Origin of the sequence: Methanofollis sp. UBA420 (genome assembly GCF_002498315.1) — an archaeon.
GTDB lineage: Archaea > Halobacteriota > Methanomicrobia > Methanomicrobiales > Methanofollaceae > Methanofollis.
Map to the genome: position 1 here is coordinate 344,581 of NZ_DAGX01000005.1, position 21,264 is coordinate 365,844.

The 21,264-nt window shown below is 60.8% G+C and carries 20 protein-coding genes and 1 tRNA gene; 10 read left to right on the forward strand and 11 right to left on the reverse strand.

The features are described 5' to 3' along the window. Positions 1-70 precede the first annotated feature (70 nt). Positions 71-853, forward strand: coding sequence for a hypothetical protein (locus BP869_RS07890; protein ID WP_342678489.1), 783 nt, complete (start codon positions 71-73; stop codon positions 851-853). Here BP869_RS07890 and BP869_RS07895 read toward each other — a convergent pair. Next, positions 846-1,811, reverse strand: a complete 966-nt coding sequence (locus BP869_RS07895) for a phosphoesterase (protein ID WP_342678491.1) — start codon at positions 1,809-1,811, stop codon at positions 846-848. The two genes, BP869_RS07890 and BP869_RS07895, sit on opposite strands and share 8 nt — an antisense overlap. 87 nt (positions 1,812-1,898) lie before the next feature. Between BP869_RS07895 and BP869_RS07900 the strand changes: the two genes are divergently transcribed. From BP869_RS07900 to BP869_RS07910, 3 genes are all read left to right on the forward strand, one after another. Continuing rightward, positions 1,899-1,972: transfer RNA gene (locus BP869_RS07900), tRNA-Phe, on the forward strand. Between the two features lie 504 nt (positions 1,973-2,476). After that, on the forward strand, positions 2,477-3,823 hold the full coding sequence (locus BP869_RS07905; RefSeq protein ID WP_342678492.1) for a PKD domain-containing protein: 1,347 nt from the start codon (positions 2,477-2,479) through the stop codon (positions 3,821-3,823). A gap of 180 nt (positions 3,824-4,003) precedes the next feature. Then, positions 4,004-5,014: a site-specific DNA-methyltransferase gene (locus tag BP869_RS07910; RefSeq protein WP_342678494.1), complete on the forward strand. Its 1,011-nt coding sequence runs from the start codon at positions 4,004-4,006 to the stop codon at positions 5,012-5,014. 328 nt (positions 5,015-5,342) lie between these two features. Here the strand turns inward: BP869_RS07910 and BP869_RS07915 are convergent, their stop codons facing one another. The 3 genes from BP869_RS07915 to BP869_RS07925 are packed head-to-tail and all read right to left on the reverse strand — an operon-like array spanning position 5,343 to position 8,424. After that, complete coding sequence (locus BP869_RS07915; protein ID WP_342678496.1) at positions 5,343-6,527, reverse strand: ABC transporter permease; 1,185 nt, start codon at positions 6,525-6,527, stop codon at positions 5,343-5,345. Beyond that, positions 6,524-7,204: an ABC transporter ATP-binding protein gene (locus tag BP869_RS07920; protein WP_342679123.1), complete on the reverse strand. Its 681-nt coding sequence runs from the start codon at positions 7,202-7,204 to the stop codon at positions 6,524-6,526. Before BP869_RS07920 ends, BP869_RS07915 begins: the two co-directional genes overlap by 4 nt. Beyond that, positions 7,204-8,424, reverse strand: a complete 1,221-nt coding sequence (locus tag BP869_RS07925; RefSeq protein ID WP_342678498.1) for a hypothetical protein — start codon at positions 8,422-8,424, stop codon at positions 7,204-7,206. Before BP869_RS07925 ends, BP869_RS07920 begins: the two co-directional genes overlap by 1 nt. A gap of 170 nt (positions 8,425-8,594) precedes the next feature. On the opposite strand from BP869_RS07925, the gene BP869_RS07930 reads away from it, so the two are divergent. After that, a complete protein-coding gene (locus BP869_RS07930) occupies positions 8,595-9,212 on the forward strand; it encodes a Yip1 family protein (RefSeq protein ID WP_342678500.1) in 618 nt (205 codons plus the stop codon). A gap of 448 nt (positions 9,213-9,660) precedes the next feature. Here BP869_RS07930 and BP869_RS07935 read toward each other — a convergent pair whose 3' ends face one another. From BP869_RS07935 to BP869_RS07960, 6 genes are all read right to left on the reverse strand, one after another. Continuing rightward, entirely contained in the window at positions 9,661-9,867 is a 207-nt protein-coding gene (locus BP869_RS07935; protein ID WP_342678502.1) for a helix-turn-helix transcriptional regulator, read from the reverse strand. After that, positions 9,860-10,264, reverse strand: coding sequence for a DUF2178 domain-containing protein (locus BP869_RS07940; RefSeq protein WP_342678504.1), 405 nt, complete (start codon positions 10,262-10,264; stop codon positions 9,860-9,862). The genes BP869_RS07935 and BP869_RS07940 overlap by 8 nt, the downstream gene beginning before the upstream one ends. Before the next feature lie 69 nt (positions 10,265-10,333). Continuing rightward, a complete protein-coding gene (locus BP869_RS07945; protein ID WP_342678506.1) occupies positions 10,334-10,984 on the reverse strand; it encodes a DUF4013 domain-containing protein in 651 nt (216 codons plus the stop codon). 156 nt (positions 10,985-11,140) lie between these two features. Then, positions 11,141-12,478, reverse strand: coding sequence for a hypothetical protein (locus BP869_RS07950; RefSeq protein WP_342678509.1), 1,338 nt, complete (start codon positions 12,476-12,478; stop codon positions 11,141-11,143). Between the two features lie 211 nt (positions 12,479-12,689). Beyond that, the gene (locus tag BP869_RS07955; protein ID WP_342678511.1) at positions 12,690-13,055 is read right to left on the reverse strand and encodes a response regulator; all 366 of its coding nucleotides are present in this window, start codon (positions 13,053-13,055) and stop codon (positions 12,690-12,692) included. Further along, positions 13,045-14,451, reverse strand: coding sequence for a PAS domain-containing sensor histidine kinase (locus BP869_RS07960; RefSeq protein ID WP_342678513.1), 1,407 nt, complete (start codon positions 14,449-14,451; stop codon positions 13,045-13,047). The genes BP869_RS07955 and BP869_RS07960 overlap by 11 nt, the downstream gene beginning before the upstream one ends. Before the next feature lie 144 nt (positions 14,452-14,595). Here BP869_RS07960 and BP869_RS07965 point away from each other — a divergent pair, with 144 nt between their 5' ends. Then, on the forward strand, positions 14,596-15,279 hold the full coding sequence (locus BP869_RS07965) for a 2,5-diamino-6-(ribosylamino)-4(3H)-pyrimidinone 5'-phosphate reductase (RefSeq protein ID WP_342678515.1): 684 nt from the start codon (positions 14,596-14,598) through the stop codon (positions 15,277-15,279). On the opposite strand, the gene BP869_RS07970 is transcribed toward BP869_RS07965, so the two are convergent. Next, positions 15,280-15,786 (reverse strand): hypothetical protein, encoded by a 507-nt coding sequence (locus BP869_RS07970; protein ID WP_342678517.1) that lies wholly within the window; start codon positions 15,784-15,786, stop codon positions 15,280-15,282. Positions 15,787-15,878: 92 nt separating this feature from the next. On the opposite strand from BP869_RS07970, the gene BP869_RS07975 reads away from it, so the two are divergent. The 4 genes from BP869_RS07975 (at position 15,879) to BP869_RS07990 (ending at position 21,130) form a co-directional block, all read left to right on the forward strand. Next, positions 15,879-17,525: a 2-oxoacid:acceptor oxidoreductase subunit alpha gene (locus BP869_RS07975; RefSeq protein ID WP_342678519.1), complete on the forward strand. Its 1,647-nt coding sequence runs from the start codon at positions 15,879-15,881 to the stop codon at positions 17,523-17,525. Further along, a complete protein-coding gene (locus BP869_RS07980; RefSeq protein WP_342678521.1) occupies positions 17,522-18,361 on the forward strand; it encodes a thiamine pyrophosphate-dependent enzyme in 840 nt (279 codons plus the stop codon). Before BP869_RS07975 ends, BP869_RS07980 begins: the two co-directional genes overlap by 4 nt. An 87-nt stretch (positions 18,362-18,448) precedes the next feature. Beyond that, entirely contained in the window at positions 18,449-18,982 is a 534-nt protein-coding gene (locus tag BP869_RS07985; protein WP_342678523.1) for a ferritin, read from the forward strand. 222 nt (positions 18,983-19,204) lie between these two features. Beyond that, the gene (locus BP869_RS07990; RefSeq protein ID WP_342678525.1) at positions 19,205-21,130 is read left to right on the forward strand and encodes a methyltransferase domain-containing protein; all 1,926 of its coding nucleotides are present in this window, start codon (positions 19,205-19,207) and stop codon (positions 21,128-21,130) included. The last annotated feature ends 134 nt before the right edge of the window (positions 21,131-21,264 follow it).

The following is a 21,264-nucleotide window of genomic DNA, read 5'->3' on the forward strand; positions in this document are numbered from 1 at the left end:
CTTGCCGCACCGGCACATCTGCCTTTCCTTTCGATCATCCCTATATGGGAGGAGGGCGATTCACTATCCGATGAAGCGGATTGCTGTCAGGACGCGCTCATTCGGGGCTGAGGTCGGGAAGCCGGCGGTCGACGAACTCGCTCCCTGGATAGCGGAGAGGCGGGGGATAGGCGGTGACCTCACGGCCTATCAGATCGAGCGCTCTTTCGGCCTCCAGCAGGGCGTGGACATCCCCTGCGCGGGCGGGCGCTTCTATGCGCGGCGCGTGCTCGGATGCCTCGAAGGCATCGAGGGTACGGCGGTGACCGGCGAGGTCGGCGTCCGGGCGGAGGAAGCGGTCGCGGATGTCAGGATGCTTGCCCGGCGACAGAAGGGCCTCTGGTTCGCCCTGCCGGCGCCGTCCCTCTTCAGGTTCACGGACGCGTATTATGGCGACGACGACGAGATGACAGAGGAGGTCGTCGATGCCTTCGGCCGCCTGATGCGGGAGATGCGGGACGCGGGCGCGGGCGGCCACGTCCTCATCGCGGAGGAGGCCGGAGAGATCGAACTGGAGGAACTCGCAGGGAAGAAAGCCTGCTTCTTCCCGCTGAAGAGGGATCTCGGCCACCTTCAGGCGCTCCTCGAACACCAGACGACGCTGATCACCGACCCGGCCGGGATCGATGAGGCCGGGCGTCTTGCCGACGAGTACGAGGTCCGCGAACTCGCCGTCCTCCACCCGGCCCACGAAGACCTGATGGCGGCCGCGGGCCACTTTGACCCCGACGAGATCGCGGCCGCGGGCTACACAGAGGAGGGAGAGGAGGAGAGGTGGAAGGCCCTCCGTGACGAGGCCTATATTCTCAGATAGCCTCGGCAACCGCGACGAGGTCGTCGAAGCGACGGTTCCTCTTGAGGAGCCAGAAGAAAAAGCGGTCGATGAGAGTGAAGGGGAGGTTTCCCCCGGCTGCATTCGGGTGGCCGCCGCCGCCGAACTCGCGGGCGATGAGGTGGCTGACCGGCGGGACCGACCTGATGGAGAACCGGCCGTTCGAGGAGACGATCACCTCGATGTCGGTGCCGAGTGTGTCCCTGATCGCATGGGCCGTCTCCGACGGGTAGCCGTGGAGAGGGGCGAAGGCGATCCGGTATTTTTTCCCGTAGATATTCGCTTCCCTGATGCTCGCCTGGATGTCGGCGTCCATCTCGGCTTTCATCTCGGCATACACCCCCGCCACCCGGCGGTCGGTGAACTTTCCCTGCATGAGGAGGTTTCGCACATAGGTGAGGTGCTGGCGGCGCTGGGTCACCTGACCAAGGACGTCTGACCGCGGGTCCTCCTTCTTCCAGAGGTCATAGTCGCAGACGACCCTGGCGACCTCCGCGGCCGTCCCGTCGCCGGGCATGATATCCCGGGCGACGACACCGGTGGCGCAGACCGTCGTGTCGATGTGGAGGAGGGAACAGTGCGGTTCGACGAGCGCGGTCTCGGCGTCGGTCCAGCGGTGATGATCGCGCCACTCGACCTTCCAGCCATTCCCTGCCGCCGTCTTCACGATACCCTCGACCCCCTTCTGGTACCCGAGGTCGCTGATCGAGAGGACGTCGCCCCGCCCCTTGCAGCCTGCGATGAGGGCGAGGATCGCGGTATACCGACCGACCGACGAGAAGATCGTCGTGATCTTCCCGCACTTCATCCTGAGGACGGCGTCGGCCCCGGCGGCGTCGAGATCGTTGTGGGTGAGGTGAAGGACCCCGGCCTTCCTCCCCTCGACCGCGGCGACAATGTCCTCGTTTGTGGTCTTTCTGCCATCGATGACGCTAACCATTACCTACATTCTGGGAGCAGAGGCATAAAAAGGGCGGCGGTGGCAACCGCATCATTTATTAACCGGAAATACCAACATGTAGTGGTCGCCCTAGTAGCTCAGACTGGGAGAGCGCCAGACTGAAGATCTGGTTGTCCCCGGTTCAAATCCGGGCTGGGGCATAGATGGGGATTGCATCAATCCCCGAATTTCTTTTTCTGCACATTCTGATTCGACGACGCTCAGGTGTCGGTGGCAGGCAACCAACTCCACGACACGTCCTAAGGCGGGTTTCACGACGGCACCTTTCGTCATGACGACCAATTCCCTCTCTTCCCCGGAGGACAGGCAGGTGCCACCGGAGGGAGCAGACGGCAGGGCTATTCCCGGCAAGCCCTCGTTCATGCCCGGAACCTCTCGGTGGTCTTTGGCCTGAGTTTCTTCACTGACCGGGACACGGCCACCGGCAGGGCATGCACGAATGCACACATATATGAAAGCATTATTATATCAGTAACTTCATTATACTTCCCGAAATCCAGCGGTATGTGGCCATGACCCATCGACCGGGAAACCGAAAACGGAGATACCTGCACGGAGCGGGTCATCCCCGGACACCGCCGGGCCCGGGGGGCTATCACAGAGGCGAGGCCGCACCACCCGGAAAAAATGGAGAGACAAAGAGAATGATGCGTACACACAGCATAACCGGAATGCTCCTGCTTGTTGTTCTGTGCATGGCCCTGCCAGCAGGGACGCTGGCCGCAGAAGAGATCGGCCACCTCTCTCTCGCAGGGGAAGCAGGCGACGACACCGCACTGCAGTCCCGGGCGTCCGTCGCCGTGCCGGCGGCCGAGGTGAACACGGTCTGGGAGGGGACGGTGAACGTCGACCCGGGCGAGACTTTCAGGGTCAGGCCGGTCAACACCGACACCGACGTTGAGATCAGCCGCAACACCCCGCTCGGAGCACTCGATGCCGCAGCAGAAGCAGGGAACTTCTCGTATGAAATCTGGGAGGCAGAGTGGGGGTTCTATGTCAACAAAGTCAACGACATCGCCGTGAGTGCGGGGGACAACGAAACGACAATCTGGTGGTTCTATGACGTCGCGACAGCCTATATCACAAACAACGCGACATATAAATCGCTCCGCGACGGCGAGGAGATCAGGCTCATCTACGCGCCCCAGACAGCCTCCTTCGAACAGACCGTGGAGAGCGCAACCACTGCCGTCGACATGACAATCCGTCTCGCCGGGGAGGACACGGCGAACTTTACGGCAGAACCAACGAGCGGGCCGGCGCCGCTCACCGTGCAGTTCAACGACACGAGCACGGTCAGGGACGTCACCTCATGGTTCTGGGACTTCGGGGTCGCTGGCGCCACCTCGACGGAACAGAACCCGGCGTTCACCTATACCCGGCCAGGCCTCTACAATGTCTCCCTGACAGTGACAGATGCACAGAACGCGACATATGCCGCAACAAAAGAGGGGTTGATCGACGTGACCCCGACAAATGCCTCATCGGCGGTAAACTTCTCCGCGGACGTCACCTCGGGAGAGGCCCCGCTCACGGTCCGGTTTACCGACCTGAGCACGGTGGAGAACATCTCCTCGTGGTACTGGGACTTCGGAGACGGCTATATGTCGACACGGCAGAACCCGATCTACACCTACCATGAACCGGGGCTCTTTACCGTCACCCTCACCCTGACAGATGCAGAGAACGTCACCTGGAACACATCGACAGAAGGCTTCATCAATGTCAGCGGAGCCGCAGGGACGATCGATTTCACCGCAAACAGGACGTCGGGACCGGCCCCTCTGGCCGTGCAGTTTACCGACCAGAGCACAGTCGTGAATATCTCCTCGTGGCTCTGGGACTTCGGCGACGGCAACACCTCGACAGAGCAGAACCCGGCCTACACCTACAGCGGACCGGGCAGCTTTGACGTCAACCTCACCGTGTACGGCGAGAACGCCACACGCGGGCAGGAGACAAAGGAAGACTACATCACCGTCACGTCATAGGGGAGATCCCAACTTTTTTCCGGTCCTTCTGAGAAAGCGAGGGCCGGGCCCTGCTGCACACCTGCCGGGGCGACATATCCTGTGTAACAGGGCAACCGGTAAAAGCAAAAACAGAGACCGGAATACATCACTAGAGGCAGGACAGGGAAAGAAACACACTGCCGGGTCAAACGTGAGGACATGAGATCGGTCACTATTGGCAGGAACCTCTTCTACAACGGCGACTGCATCCGCGGCGCCGTGGAGCACCTTGAGACGGACTCTGTCGACCTGATCATCACCGACCCGCCGTACGGCATCCATGGCGACAGGATGGACCGCCACTACAACAGGGACGAAGAGTTCGTGGTGGACGGCTATGTCGAGGTCCCGGAAGAGGAGTACGGGGCATTCAGTGAGGGCTGGATCAGGGAGGCCGAGCGGATCCTCAGGCCAGGCGGTTCCCTCTATATCGTTTCCGGCTACACAAACCTCTACCACATCCTCCACGCCCTCCGCCAGACCTCCCTTGAGGAGGTGAACCACATCATCTGGAAGTACCCCTTCGGCGTGTACACCAGCCGAAAATATGTCTCATCCCACTACCACATCCTTTTCTACGAAAAGCCCGGGGGAAAGCGGACCTTCAATCTGGAGGCGCGCTTCGGCAGGGAGGAGAAGACAGAGGACGGCGGATGCCTCAACTACCTCGACCGGGAAGACGTCTGGACCATCAACCGGGAGTACAAACCGGGCAGGGCGAAGAACAAAAACGAACTCCCGACGGCACTCCTCACCAAGATGATCCAGTACAGCAGCAACGAGGGCGACCTCGTCTGCGACCTCTTCCTCGGCGGGTTCTCGACGGCGATCGCGGCCATCGGGCTGAACCGGCGTTGTGTCGGCTTCGAGGTCTCGGAAACGATCTTCGAGGCAGGAGTGCGGGAGACGGCCGGGGTGCAGTCCGGCGAACTCCTGGAGACGCTACGGTGCCCGGTCGTCCGCGGCCCGGCAAACCTGAGAAAGAGGTGGCGACCGGAAGACCTCCAGAGGCTCAGGGTGAGATATCGACAACTCGTGAGAGAGGGTGCGACGAAGAAGGCGGCCGTCGACGTCCTGGGGGAGGAGTTTGGCAGGGGGCGGTGGGCGATCAGTTATGCCCTGGAAAGGGCCGGGATCGGGAGCAGGAAAAAGAAGAGAGGACCCCTGTAGAATTGCTCATGCTCGGATCGATACATTCCCTGATCCCCCGCCTTCCCCACAATAGAGATCAGAGACTGACACCGAAAATCAGAGATCTTCTTGTGCTCACGCCGTTCGCATCCCCCGGACCCGGATCCAGGATAGGACCGGGGGAGACAGGGTGGAGATCCCGAGAGGGAGATAACCATCCTGTCCCTATCCTAAGGTGGGGGGAACGGGGGGCTTTGCCCCCTGGAAGGACGGCGACTAACTGCCTTCCCTGAGGAGTATACCAGAGGCAAGCCCCCCGTATCGACATTCTCCAGAGCCAGAAAAAAAGAAAGCAGGGCTGAGGCCGTCACTCGGCCGCCAGCGCCACGATCGGGGAGAGTTTCGAGGCCTTCCAGGCGGGGTACACGCCCGAGAGGACGCAGACCCCTGTCCCCACCAGCATGCCCCAGACCACATTGAGGAGGACCGGGGGGCTGAAGAAGAACGAAATGTCCTGGAGGACGACCATGATCAGCACCCCGCCGCCGAGGAGACTGAGGATGCCGCCGATCACCGAACCGATAAAGCCCAGGATCGCCGCCTCGTACAGGAACATCCGGCTGATCTCGCCTCTTTTCACACCGATGCTCTTGAGGATGCCGATCTCCCGGATACGTTCGTTCACCGACATCATCATCACATTGAAGATGCTCACCGCAGCGACGACGAGGGAGATCCCGGCAATGCCGGTCACCACAAGGGAGACCGTGCCGATGATGGAGTTGATCGACTCGATCAGGCCCCGCATGTCCATGATCTCCACGGTCTCCTTCCGGCCGTTGAGGCTCTTCTCGATCGCATCCTTCACGCCGTCGATATCGTTGATGTCCCTGACCATGACCAGCACCTGGTCATAGCCATTCGCCTTCCCCTCCAGTTCGTCATAGAGGCGGTCGGTGACGATGATCGAGTTGTAGGTTGAGATCCCGCTCCCGAAACCGGTGTCTTTCAGGATGCCGGCGACAAGGACGCTCTTCTCATGCTCATCCTCACCGACCTTGATCCTGCTCCCGACCCTGAGGTCGTGCTCCTCCGCAATCGTGGACGAGACAAGGGCGCGGCTCCCGCCCCGGATCATCACGCCCTCCTCAAGTTCCAGCACCTGCGGGAGATCCTCGGGTGCAAGGCTGTAGATCGAGGCGTAGCCTTCCTTTCCTTTCGTCGCGTACCTGACATAACTCGAACGGAACGGGATGACCGGGTTCTTCCCGCTCGCCTTCTTGATCTTCGTGAGTTGCTGCTCGGTGATGAGTTTCTTCTCCGAGGAGACCCCGAAGACGCCCATCCCTGACGAAGAGGGGTAGATACTCAACTGCCCGCCCTTCTCGGCGAGGTCGCCGCTCACCGCCACCTGGAGGGCAGAGCCCATGATCCCCATCGAGGTGATTGCAAAGACGCCGATGACGATCCCGATCACCGCAAGAAGGGAGCGGAGGAAGTGGAGGCGCACGTTCCTCTTTGCAAGGTCCATGTAGATGTCGGTGAAGATCATGACTCCTCAATCCTCCCGTCCCTGATCCTGATCACCCTGTTGGCATAGGTCGCCGTGGAAGGATCGTGGGTGACCATCACCACTGTCTTCCCCCCCTGGTTCAGTTCAGTAAGAAGTTCCATGATCTGCACGCTTGTCGTCGAGTCCAGATTGCCGGTCGGTTCGTCGCAAAGGAGGATCGCCGGGTCATTGATGAGGGACCGGGCGATCGCCACCCGCTGCTGCTGCCCGCCCGAGAGTTCGTTCGGGGTATGGGTGGCATGACCCGCGTCGATCCCCACGCGTTCCAAGAGAGCAGCGGCCCTCCCGCCGTCGTCACGCCGCCGGTTTTTGATAATATAAGGGTATTCCACATTTTCCTGCGCCGAAAGGACCGGGATGAGGTTGAATTTCTGGAAGATGAACCCGATGGAGTCCCGCCGCAGTTCGGTGAGGGCATCGTCGGAGAGGGCCTTCGTGTTCACTCCGTCGATGATGACGTCCCCGGCGGTCGGGGTGTCAAGACAGCCGATCTGGTTCAGGAGAGTCGACTTGCCCGAACCCGACGGCCCCATGATCGCCACGAAGTCCCCCTTCGGTATCGAAAGGGAGACATGGTCGAGAGATGTGACATCTCCCGCGGCCAGGGGATAGATCTTCGTGACGTCCCTGAGGCTGATGACCGCCTCCTCGTCCATCATGGCCTCCGTGAGTTCCTCAGGTCGTCGATCAGACCGGTCTTCTTCACGATCAGTCCGCAGGCGAGGACGGCGAGAACGCCGAGGATGGCGATGACAGGCAGGGGGAGACCGCTGGCATCGGCTTCCGCACCCGTGGGGGCCTTTTTCTGGACGTATCCTCCCGCTTTGTCAAGCGAAACGGTGGTCGACTGCGTGTACAGGGTGCCGTCCGCGTCCCTGAACGAGATCAGCAGGGGGATCTGGGTGGCGTTCTCGACACGGCAGTTGAGGTCGAAACTGGAGAGGTCATCGGCCTCAAGGCTGCCAAGGACATATTCGGGGTACGGGTTCTCGGGCACGGCCGGGTTGCCGGTGGTGACGACGACACCCCGCGCGGTGGTGAGACCGGCATTGGTGACATCGCCGCTGATCGAGTACGAACCAAACCCGCCCTTCACCTCGATGTTATTCACGACCAGGTGGGCCATCGTCTTGGCATCGCCAAAGACCACCGGGATCTCGGTGCGCGTGGTGTGGGTGTTCGGGCCGGTGCGGTAGGTGACCTCAAAGCCGAGGGTGGTCTCCTTCGTGGGTGTCACGTCGAAGGTGAGGTTGGCGGTCCCCGAGGGCGGGATGGCGCCGGCGAAGTGACCGGTCTGGACGGCCTCGATCCCGTCGCCGACAGGCACGACAGAGACGCCGCTGATCGCAGAGGAGCGGGGGTTGCCGATGACCAGTTTGATCTGCTCCTTCTTGCCCTCGACAAAGGAGTCAGGGCGAGAGGTGACAAGGATGGTTGCCGGGGTCTCGTCGACCTGAACCGGGATGTGGGTGCTCAGGCTGCCGCCTTCCCGGAATTCCATGTAGAACCAGGGATAGTAGGTGCCGGTGTGGGTGTTCGTGTCGGCCTTCACGGTGTAGGTGAAGGTCTGCTTTGCACCGGCACTGATGATACCTCCGGAGGTTTGTTCGCCGATGGAGGGGAGCATTGTGTCCCGCAGGAAGGTGCGCGTGATCTGGACGGCCTCGGCACCGCTATTGGTCACCTCGATGCTGACGGTGGCGATGTCGCCGGGCATGAGGGATCCCGGTTCGACAGTGGTCTTCGTAACCGAAACCGAAGCCTGCGATACAGTTTTGTCCGTCGTTTCGTCTAAAGCCTCGAAGGCAGACGCAGCAGGTGCGGCGCAGACGAGAAATATCAGCCCGATGATAAGGGCAAGGCCAGTACGATGCATATGTATAACTCCAGCGCGGGGCCCCTGCCCCGCATGCGTGTAAAATACTATGTACATTTTGTCTTTAATAACTTACCATTTGTCAATAGAAGTATTCATATAGTCACACAGGACGTACATTGATCTGCAGCAGGGGCCGCAGAGGCGACCCCTCTCCAGGTGAATAGATAATGGATAATGATGCTTCCCTTATTAACGTCCTCATCGCTCCGAACCGCTTCTTCGGAGCGCTGGGTGCAGGAAGGGAGAGAATCGGTCTCCCTGCACTGATTGTCCTCGTTTCAGCACTCATCGCTGGAGCAGGAGCCTACCTCATGGCGTCTTCAATGACGATCGATGTCCCCGACGTCGACCCGGCCATGATGCAGTTGATCACCGGCGGCGGCGCCGCTCTTGTCGTGGTCGTCGTGATGCTCTTTGCCTGGGCGATCGGATCCCTCGTCATGCACGGGATCGTGAAACTCCTCGGCGGCACCGGGTCGTTCAAGTCGACGCTTTCCACGGTCGGCTACGCAAACCTTCCGCAGATCTTCGCAGGCCTCCTGACACTCGCCGTCTTTCTCATCTACCACCCTGACGTCAACGCCATCGCCACGGCCGGGCCGGCGGCACTCGGCGCGATGGCTCCGGCCATGGCCGTCACCGTCATCGTCGGCTTCGTCGTCCTGGTCTGGTCGGTCGTGATCGAGGCCTACGGCCTTGTCCACGCCCATGACCTCCCCCTAGGCAAGGCCCTCATCGCTCCGGCGGTCATGGCGATCATCAGCATGCTCTTCGGCCTCATCTGAGACAGGAGAACACACACCTGACCGGGCGGTCGTGGGGACCGCCGGTTCGCTATCACCAGAGATGGACACTCGCCCGACCGCACCGCACGCACATCACCACTTCACTCGCGTAGCGATCGGGCGTCCCGGTTTTTCGACGCGGTACTTTTTTGATCGTTTCCGGAGACGTTAGGATACACAATGTGATGGGCGACTCAGGATCACTCCGCCCGCGCCCACCAATGAGGATAGGAGTGGGATCGTTCTCTCTCCTCATGATCTCCTGTTCTGTCTTCTCGGGATTGGTCCCGGGAAGAGCGAACCGGAGATCCTGAGGAGAAAGATTGCCATCCAACCCTTATCCAAAGGGTGTCCTGAGAGGAGGGAACCGCGGGGCCTTCCCCTCCGCGTGTAATGTCGATCAGAATCTCAAAAAAGGCGAATCGATACCGCCGGAGCCGGGTAACCCTCAGTCCCCGTCAGGAGGGGCAGGACTGAAGACGTCCTCGATTGCGACGCCGAAATAGCGGGCGATCTTGAAGGCGAGATCGAGGGAGGGGTCGTACTTGTTCTTCTCGATGGCGATGATCGTCTGCCTCGTCACCCCCAATTCCAGGGCCAGCTGCTCCTGTGTGAGGTCGTGCATCGCCCGGTACACCTTGAGCCTATTATTCATCCTCACCCTCGCTCCAGTACGGTTTCATCGCCAGGATCCAGAAAATCAGATACAGGAGGATGATCCCGCCCGAGAGGGAGAGCAGGAAGAACCCATCGTTTACGGCCCGCTCCAGCTGAAGCAGGAGACCGGAGACCACGAAGCCAGCCCCGAAAAAGAGCATCAGGAACAGGGCGACCCGCAGGGTCTTCAGGGCCACCTGCTCGTCGAGCCTCTCCAGACGCTCGTCCCAGAGAACCCCTTTCACCCGTTGCCGGCAGACAAACATCAGGAGGAGGGCGACATAGAAGGAGAGCTCGGCAAGGTTGTCATAGCCAGCAACCGAGGCTGCCCCGAAAACAGCCGCCTCGGCAAGGGCGATCAACGCAATACAGAGGAAAAAACGGCTTCGATCCATGGACTGTGTAAGTACATGTGTTCGCGAGCCATGTTAATATAACTTGACATGGAGGAGGGAGAGGTCTCCTCACTCCGTCGCCAGGTCGTAGATGCGGGAAAAATACCGCGCCTGAAAAATGAGCAGAGGGATGAAAGCCAGGAATTCAAGGACGAACACGACAGCGTCCTGAGGGATGAGCGCGATGACGGCAACGATCGCGTTCGTAAAGGCCGAGATGAGCACCACCGCGATGACATAGTCCCAGAAACCGATGCGGTCGACCAGCCCCCAGATCTTCCTGACGGAAAATGCGGCAAAGAATCTCCGCTCCCGTGCAAACCTGACTCCTGCAAGGTTTGCTATCAGGGCCGTGAAAATATAGACGACGAAGACGACAAGGAAGCCGCCGATGATCTCGGGCAGGACGGGCTCGATCGCCGTCACGCCCTCCATCTCGTACACGACGGCGACGTACCCGAAGAGCAGGATACCGGCAACAATCGCCGGAAGAGTGTAGAAGAACCAGATCACGAGGAGCTTGATCCCGTCCACACACGACCGCCACGACCACTCCACCGATGGCGCGGACTTCTCCCCCCGCATGACCCGCACAAGATGCCCGAAGAAGACCGGGAAGAGGATGAGGCTGACCAGCAGCATGAGCACATCCTTCCACCGGCCCGAGAACGCATCCCGCGTGTACGCCGCGGCGTCCATGAACAGTGCACTGAAATCCATCGACATATCCCGTTTGTATCAGGTGTGCGACCGAGCGATAAGAATTCTCGGATGCGGGGCAGGGGAGGAGGAGGCACCTACTACCAGAGGGACAAAACCGCGCATTCCAGAGAAAAAAGAAGACGGCCGGGAAGACCTCGCCCGGCAGCATGGAGTTCAATCAGCGTTGCCGTTCACCGTGTAGACGATATAGGTCGCCCAGTTCTTCCATGGGAACGGATAGGTGAGCGGATCGCCCATCGCCCCCCAGGCGCTCTCTTCCTCGTAAGGCCCGCAGGGTACCGGCACCTCGATGACCATCAACTGCCGCGGGGTGTCGGGCGCATCGGACGAGTAGGGGTCGACGATCACAGCGGCAAGGTCTCCGCAGCCAGGCATGAAGGAGGTGCACCCGTCGGCACGGGCAGAGGAGAGGATCGCATAGGTGATCCTGTTGTCCCACTTGATCTGACCTCCGGAGGACATGCCAGTCATATTCTCCGGCACCAGGGAGGGCTTGATGACCCACCACATCGCACCCTGAAGTTCCTTCCAGTTCCCTGATTCAGACCAGGAGACGGTCTCGCCCGGGAAGAAGGGGTCGTCTAACGAGAAGGTGTACGAACCGTCCTTATGGTTGATCAGGTAGGCGATGCAGTTCAGGACCTCCTCCCAGGAGAGGTCGCTCGCCTCATAGTCCCGCAGAGGGCCGGGCACGTCGGGGCCGTAGGCCGGGTAGAACCTCGCCGTGTACCCGGTTCCCGACCGGATCGCAGTGTCATAGTCAATGCACCATGCCGGGTAGACGCCGTCCAGTCCCCCGCCCGTGATGGTTGCGGCGAAGAGGGAGAACGTGACAGGGGCGTCCCCCTTGTTCCGGACAGGGAGATAGGTCACGACGCCGGGCGGCGGCAATGGGATCGACTCCCCGCCGCGCGCGACCTTGGCGTGGGCGGCGACGTACATGGCATCGCAGGTGCCGACAGGGCCCATGTCGATGGTGCCGCTTGTGGTCGTCCCGCCATCAGGGTAGTAGACCTTATGCTCGAAGTGGCCGACGATCGGGTTCCCGTTCCGGTTCTGCGGGACGTCGTCCTGATCGGGGACAGGATAACCGCTATTGCCAGCACTGCCGGCATTCTTCTCCCATCCATGTCCGTACCTGCCCCCCCCCTTCTTCGACGGTTTTTCGTCGGCACCGCCGGGAACGTCCCCGGCCTCGACACAGTCCACATGCAGGTGCACTTCCTTCAGGACCCATCCTCCGGTCGTCGCATAGGCAACCATCATAGTACCGTCCTCGGTCCAGAGTGATACAGTGCCGACAGGAATGGTCCGCCCCGCATAGAGTGTCTTGACAACAGCATCGGGCGGAGGGACTGCACTTTTTTCCGCAGACCTGAGGTCCATGGTTTGATACGCACCGGCGTCTCCCTCATCGGCGGCCGGAACCGCACCGACCGGGATGAGAAGCAGGGAGCAGAGCACCAGAGCAATACAGAGCACATATTTCATCTTCTATCTCTCCTGTTTTCACAACAACAGTCCATCGAGAGCATTCGGAGTACGACACCACCCCAATGACAGCACCGCGACCCGTCACCCCCGTGACGATCCGGAAAAGACCTTTTTTCTATATATAGATATCTCACATTGTGCAGATCCGGGACAAGACGATACAGAAAAAAGAGAACTTCAGAGTCATGAAATGAGGATTGAAGATCCTTCAGGCAAAAAATCTGTCCAGAGCACTCATCAACTCCGGGGGGTACACCGGTTTCTGGAAGACCTTCACGACATGTCCGCGATATTTTTCATACTCCCCACCGACAAGAGGGCAGGCGGTGAAGAGCATCACCCGAATAGGGGAGAGGGCGGGATCGGCCATGAGTACGTCGAGGAACTCCCATCCGTCGACCGGTTCCATCAGCACATCAAGGAGGACAAGATCGGGCCGGGAGACACGGGCGATCCCGAGGGCCTCGGCAGCATTCCCTGAGACGACCGGTTCGTACCCGCCTCGCTCAAGGAGGAGCGCAACCATCTCAAGGGTGAGGCGGTCGTCGTCAACGACCAGGATCCTACGCCCCATGATCGTTTCCCTGCCGCAGGACGATCGTAAATGTACTCCCCTCACCAGGCACGCTCTCGACCCGGATCTCCCCCCCGTTCAGGCGGGCATATCTCTCGGCGATGGAAAGGCCGAGCCCCATCCTGTTGAAGGTCCGACTCGTCCTCTCCCCGTCGACAAGATAAAATGGTTCGAATATTGTCCTGATCTTCCCGGGCTCGATCCCGATGCCATTGTCCTTCACCATGACATACCGGGCTGCCCTGTCCTCGGCGTACGAGATCTCGACGACCTTCGGGGGTTCGCTGTACCTGACGGCATTGGTGATGAGGCTCTCAAGAACGATGAAGAACTGGTCATGGTCCGCATCGATCACCGTATTCTCCGGGATTCGGAGGGACAGCGACACATCGTTGCCAAAGTCATGGCAGGCGAGCACCTCGCCGACAATACCCGCAAGGTCGATAGGAGCACGCTCGCACCGCACTTTCCCCCCCTCAAGAAGACTCAGTTCCAGCATCCTGTTCACGGCATTCTTCTCGCGGCCGATATTCTCCATACAGATACCGAGGATACGGCAGACCTCGTCATCGAGGCCGTACTTCTGCCTGTCCTCAAGGAGGAGATAGAGGTAGCCGTAGACCGGTTGGAGAGGGGTTCTGAGTTCGTGGGCCGCCGTGGTGACAAAGTCCTGCCGCCGTTCGACCTCTGCGGCACACCTCCTGACCGCGGCCTCCCCGGCCGAACGTGCATCCCTGAATGCCTTCAAGGAGGCGACATCAAGGACCGAACAGCGGTGTTCGTGCGTACCGGGAACGCAGGAAAGGAGCACAGGCACCGGTCGTCCCGAAGGGTCATGGAAAAAGGTCTCATAGTGGAGGACCGCAACCCCCCTCTCCAGCACCCCACAGAAGGTCTTCAGATCAGTGCGGTCTTCCCAGAGCGAGGCAAGAGACATGCCTGAGATCTCGTGACCCGGTAGACCCAGGATCACGGCGAGGGCAGGATCAGCCCGGGTGATCTGGAGACTTTTTGCGTCGAAAAAAAAGGAAGGGCCTTTTTGCAGGATAGAGCCTGGAATTCTGCCGGACCCGGCGCCAAAGAGGGTGACGGCCGTCATCCCCCAGAGATAGAGCATAGTGAAGAGAAAGAGGACGATCGGGTCAACGGCATACCCGCCGAAAGCGAGGAAGAGTGTCACTGCCGTGTACCCTGATGAGAGTGCAGCCGCAGTCCATATCGACCTGTTCGAGTACCAGGTTGCCACGATCACGAGAGGGATATAGTAGAGATAGGATATGGCGAAACCTGCAGTTTGCATGATGGAGTACAGGACGATAAGGGCGAGAAGGCCAATGAGTGGACCATTGATCCCGATCAGGTACAGCCACCGCCTCAGGTCCCAGGGGGAAATCATGGGGGCATTCCAATCCCTCGACATCATGCGCACAGAAATGTGAATCCAACGATTATATATTGCCTTCTTTTTATTTCAAAAAATAACGGCGTTGAAAGTAAGAATACGCGCACAATAAATCAGAGCGGATCAAAACCTCAGAGCATGCGTCCGTATGTCTTTGTCAACCTTGCAATGAGCGCCGACGGGAAGATCTCGACACGAGAACGGCGCCAGGTGAAGATTTCAGGAACAGACGATTTTCAGCGCGTCGACCGCATCAAGGCCGGTGCAGACGGCATCATGGTAGGGATCGGCACCATCGTCTCGGACAACCCATCCCTCACGGTCAAGTCTGCGGACCTGAAGGCCGCGCGCAGGCAGGGAGGGCGTGACGAACACCCGGTGCGGATCATCGTCGACTCGGCGGCACGGACGCCGCCTGACGCCGACATCCTCATGAAGGGAGAGGGGCGGAGGATCGTGGCGGTCTCCGCGTCCGCACCCGCAGAAAGAGTCAGCACCCTCAGGGAGAAGGCAGAGGTGATCGTCACAGGTGAGGAGGGGGTCGACCTCGGGAGACTCATGGACGAACTTGGTGCCCGCGGCATCGGGCGGTTGATGGTCGAGGGAGGGGGGACACTCATCTGGGGGCTTTTCAGGGCAGGCCTTGTCGACGAACTCATTACCTATGTCGGATCGATCGTCATCGGCGGCAGGGACGCACCGACACCTGCTGACGGAGAGGGCTTTGTCGAGGAGGACGCGTTCCCGCGCCTTGAACTTGTGAGTGTCGAAAAGATCGACGACGGCGTCCTGCTCAGGTGGATGGTCAGAAAAAAGGAATGATCAGGGAAACTTCTTCTTCCCTGTGGAGTCGAGGACATTGTCCCAGATCTTGAACTTCGTCAGTGTGTCCTTGCCCAGCGGCCTATCCATCACGACCCAGACCTGGACGCGGTCGTCGCCAGCCGTTCCGGTAAACTCAACGCTCTGCCCCTTCGAAAGAGATTTACCCGAGGGTTTGGTAAGAGACTTTGTCTCGGTCGTGCCGTCAGAACGGGTGACGGTGGCGATGAACTCCTTCACATTCTCCTGGCCGAGGCCGCCGCTGAAGGTAACGGTGATGCCCCGGTAGATCGGGTCTTTCTGCACCTGTGCGGCGACCAGGTAATCGGCAGGCATGACGTCGGTCGGTTCAGGCTGGAGAGAGACCGTCTGGGTCGGCGTGGGCACGGTCGTCGCAGGGGTGGCGGTCGGGGTCGGGGTCGTCGCGGGCGACGATCCGGTGCATCCGGCAGAAAGGGCAAAAACTGCCAGTACTGCCAGAACAAGCATAAGAGCAACGCGTTTCATGCTTTCATCTTTGAATTTCCTCTATTTGAGCATTGTGCCGAAACGGGCAAAACTATATCTGGAACTCTTCACCTCTCCGGGTGGGGCTGAAGATGCAGGAGATCTCCGTACTCATCGGTGGAAAGGCAGGGGAAGGGATCAATATCGCAGGTTCGGTCGTCGTCCGCATCCTCTCGGCGTGCGGGCTGCGGGCGTACATGTATTACGACTATCCCTCTCTCATCAAGGGGGGACACAATTTTGCTGTCATCAGGGCGGCAGAGGAGCAGGTCCGCTGCCACAGGGAGAAGGTCGATCTCCTCCTTGCGATGGACCAGGAAACGGTGCGGCGACATGCAGACCGTTTAAGTACCGGCGGGACCATCATCCGGGATGCCGGCGTCGTGAAGGGCGATGGGATCGGCGTGGACCTCGATGCCATCGTGACAGAGGAGAGGGCCCCGCCAATCACCAGGAACTCCGCGATTATCGGGGCCTTCTGCAAGGCCTGCGGGGTCCCCTGGGAAACGGTCGAAGACGTCTTTGCGCGGGCGATCCCGAAGGAACAGGATGCGAATCTTCGGGTCGCACGCCGCGGCTATGAAGCGTCACAGGAGGTGCTGCGCCTTCCCGAGACCGGCAAAGAACCGATCCCGGCCCTCACCGGCAACGAAGCGATCGCCCTCGGCCTCCTCGACGCCGGTCTGGAGGGATATGTCTCCTACCCGATGACACCCTCGTCGAGCATCCTCCACACCCTCGCAGGGCTTGCCGGCCGTTTCGGCATCAGCGTCGTCCACCCTGAAAACGAGATCGCCGTGATGCTCACCGCCCTCGGCGCCGCCTATGCCGGCCGCCGCGTCGCTGTCGGTACCTCGGGCGGCGGGTTCTGCCTGATGACAGAGGGCTTCTCCCTGGCTGGCATGGCCGAGGTCCCTGCGCTCGTCGTCCTGGCACAGAGGCCAGGCCCGAGCACGGGCGTGCCGACATACTCGGCCCAGGGAGACCTCCTCTTCGCCCTCTCCGCAGGGCAGGGCGAGTTCCCGCGGCTCGTCGCCGCACCGGGCACGTCCGAGGAGGCATGGTACTGGGCCGGCGCCCTGATGGACCTTGCCTGGTGGTTCCAGACTCCGGCAATTCTTCTCACCGACAAGAACCTCGGCGAGGGGATCTTCTCCTTCGGGAAGACGAAGAAAAGGCCGGCGCTGGAGTCATCCCTCTGGGACGAGACAGGGGAGTACAGGCGGTATGGGGACGGGACAGGCGGGGTCTCCCCCCTCGCCTTCCCCGGCACCGCGGGGGCGATGGTGAAGGTGAACAGTTATGCCCACGACGAAGCCGGGATCACCACCGAGGACGGGGCGGTCGTGGCGCGGATGGCAGAAAAACTCCAGGAGAAAGGGACGACAGCCGCACGGGTGCTCGAAGGCTACCCCTGCGTGGCGACCGCCGGCGACTCCGGCGCAGAGACCGCCCTCCTGTGCTGGGGCTCGACGGCCGGCGTCTGCACCGAGGCCGCAGGGCGCCTCGGCCTCAGGGTGGTCAGGCCGATCGTCCTCTCGCCCTTCCCTGAGGCGCAGGTGAAGGCCGCACTTGCCGGAGCCGGGCGGATCGTCGCGGTGGAGGAGAACATCACCGGCCAGCTCGCCCGTCTTGCGTCCCTCCACGGCATCAGGGCCGACGCCGTCGTCGGGAAGTACGACGGCCGACCCTTCGCCCTCGAAGAGCTGGAGAGGCGCCTGCAGGGGGTGACCGCATGATCTGGATCACCAGGGCGAAGAACACCTGGTGCCCGGGCTGCGGGAACTTCGCCATCGAACACGCCCTCAAGGACGTCCTCGCCGACCTCGCAGAGGAGGGGAGGCGGGCCGAGGACTTCGTGCTCGTCAGCGGCATCGGCTGCCATGCCAAGATCGCCGACTACCTCGCGGTCAACAGTTTCTATGCCATCCACGGCCGGACCCTCCCGGTGGCGGCCGGGATCAAACTTGCAAACCCCGGCCTCACCGTCGTCGCCTGCGCAGGCGACGGCGACGCCTATGCCGAAGGACTCGACCACCTCATCTTCGCAGCGAAGAGGAACCAGGACATCACCGCTGTCATCCATGACAACCGGGTCTACGGCCTGACCACCGGCCAGTACACCCCGACCTCGTACGAGGGCTTCAGGGGACGGTCCACCCCCGGCGGCATTAAGGAGCGGCCGATCAACCCGGTCGCACTGATGCTCGCATCGGGAGCGACATTCGTCGCCCGGACATACACGCGGAAGATGGACCACCTCAGGGAGGTGCTGAAGGCGGCTGTCCTCCACCGCGGCTTCTCCTTCGTGGACGTGCTCCAGATCTGCGCCACCTACAACAACCTGACGGAGTACTACGACGACCGGGTCTATCTCCTCGAAGGACACGATACCGCCGACCTGACAGGGGCGATGGGCAAGGCAAGAGAATGGGACTACTCGACCGACGCACCCATCGCCCTCGGCGTCTTCTACGAGGAGGAGGCCCCGGCCGACCCCTGGCCAGCGATGGGCGGGATCGGGCAGGATGAACGGGAACACACGATCAGGGCCATTCTCCAGGAGAGGACATAGAGATACCGCCGCCAATCGCCCATCAGGGGGATCGGCCCCTTCAAAAACTATATATCCTGTCTCTCCCAGGGGAAGTCTGGTGATGTCATGATCTCGCACACGATGCTTGAGGCGCTGAACCGGCAGATCAACCGGGAACTCTACTCAGCCTATCTCTACCTCTCGATGGCGGCCTGGTTCTCGGCGGAGAACCTGCCCGGCTTTGCGAACTGGATGCGGGTCCAGGTGCAGGAGGAACAGTTCCACGCTATGAAATTTTTCGATTACTGTGGTGCACGGGGAGGGCGACTGACGATGCTCCCGATCGAGGCGCCGCCAAACAGCTGGGACTCCCCCCTCGCCATCTTCGAGGCCACCTATGCCCATGAGCAGAAGGTAACGAAGATGATCTACGACCTCGTCGATATTGCCGCAAAAGAGAAGGATCACGCCACCTCCAACCTCCTGCGGTGGTACGTGGACGAGCAGGTCGAGGAAGAGGAGAACGACACCGAGATCCTGGGCAAATTGAAGAGGGTCGGCACCGACACGAACGCCCTTCTCATGCTCGACAAAGAACTCGGCATGAGGGTCTTCACTCCGCCGGCACCTGCCGGAAGCAGCGGTCAGGGCGCGCCCTGATTGCTCTCTTTTTTCCTGGAACGCGCTCCTGCCGGGGGCCTGCCTGCACGGGCCAGGAAGCGGCATTATGAGGGGTTCGCCTCCAGGCCTCCGGCAAAACCCTATGTAGTACCATCCACCACGATAGCAGATGGGATCTTCAGTACCGCACCGGGCATACCACCTGTACCCGGAAAAATCCGGGCTGGATCGACCATATGTGCATGCTGGAGTGCTGCCTCAATGAACAAACGAAAGCCAACCTCCATTTCGGACGGGAAGAAGAAAAAAGTGCAGGAGCGGTCGCTTGGTCCGGTGAACAACCTCGAAGCCCATGTCCCGCCGGAGTGGTGGCGGGGGATCTTCAACCACCTCTACCTCAAGACAGACGGCGACGTGGTCGGCGACGACACCCTGACGGTAAAGGAGATAGACCTCTTTTCAGAAGCGGCCGGCCTCAGGAAGGACGACCGTATCCTCGATGTCTGCTGCGGACAGGGGCGCCACACCCTCGAACTGGCCCGGCGCGGCTTTGCCGCCGAAGGGCTCGACCGTTCCCATTACCTGGTCCAGAAGGCGCGGGCCTCCGCAAAGAAGGAGGGGCTGGATGTCAGGTTCAAGGAAGGGGACGCACGGCGTCTCCCGTATCGCACCGACACCTTCGACGCCGTCATGATTCTCGGGAACAGTTTCGGCTACTTTGAGAGCGGGGAGGACGACCGCCTGGTGCTTGCCGAGGTTGCACGGGTGCTCAAACCGGATGGCAGGGTGCTCATCGACATCTCTGACGGCGGATATCTCAGGGACAACTTCCAGAAGCGTTCCTGGGAATGGATCGACAAAAAACACTTCGTATGCAGGGAGCGGTCCCTCTCGGCAGACGGGGCGCGGCTCATTTCCCGGGAGGTGATCACCCATGTAGAGAAGGGGGTGATCGCCGACCAGTTCTATGCAGAGCGGCTGTACACCGGAGAAAAAATCGAAGAACTCATCTCCTCGGCCGGGTTCTCCGACATCGGCAGGCACGGCGAGATTGCGACCGAGTCGGCACGGAACCAGGACCTCGGCATGATGGAAAGGCGGATCGTCGTCACCGGCACGATCGCCAAGGCATGGACAGAGCCTGCAAAGGGTGCGGCTTCTGACGTGCGGCAGGTGACGGTCATCTTCGGCGACCCGCGCCTCAGGGACGACATCAAGCCGGACTGCGTCTTCGACGAGGACGACTATGACACCATTAACCGGCTCAAAGAGGCGCTGAAGCAGGTGAAAGGCTACCGTTTCGCCTTCCTTGACAACCACCAGACCCTTATCGCCGATCTGGAGAGGGTGCGCAGCAAGACCGACTATGTCTTCAACCTCTGCGACGAGGGCTTCCTCAACGACCCCTGGAAGGAACTGCATGTCCCTGCCCTCCTCGAGATCCTGGGGATCCCGTACACCGGCTCAGCCCCCCAGTGCCTTGCGTTCTGCTACGACAAGTCGCTTGTCAGGGGCGTGGCGCGGGAGATGCACATCCCGGTGCCCGAGGCGGTGCTCGTCCGCGGCGAGGAGATCGCCTACGAGATCCCCTTCAGGCTGCCCGCGATCGTGAAGCCCAACTCAGGGGACTCGAGTTTCGGGATCACCGAGAAGAGCGTCGCGTATTCGTTCGAAGACCTGACGCGTGCGATCTCGGCGATCAGGTCGCGTTTCGGGTTCGAGAAGCCGATCCTGGTCGAGGAGTACCTCACCGGCCCCGACCTCTCTGTCGGGATCATCGGCAACCCACCCGAGTCGTACACGGTCCTGCCCATCATCGAGGAGGACTACTCTGCCCTCCCGCCCGAACTACCGAGGATCTGCGGCTACGAGGCAAAGTGGGTCCAGGACTCGCCGTACTGGAAGATCACCTCCATCAAGGCCGACCTCCCTGAGGAGACCGAGAAACAGATCATCGAGTGGAGCGTGCAGATGACGAGAAGGCTCGGCAGCCGCGACTATACCCGCCTCGACTGGCGGCTCTCGACCGACGGCGAACCGAAACTCCTTGAAGTGAACCCGAATCCGGGATGGTGCTGGGACGGCCACCTTGCCAAGATGGCGAAGATCGCCGGGGTCTCATATCCCGAGATGATCGGCATGGTCCTGAAGGCCGCGGAAGGCCGGATCGGCGAGAAACGGGCGTGAGCAACGATCCGCAGATCCTGAAGAAGTGGCTCTGGAAAGGGGCCGTCCACCTCTTTTTTGATCGAAACTGTGAGGCTAACAGAGAAAATCAGGCTCTGTAAAAATCCCCCTCATCCTATCCATTGGTGCCTGCA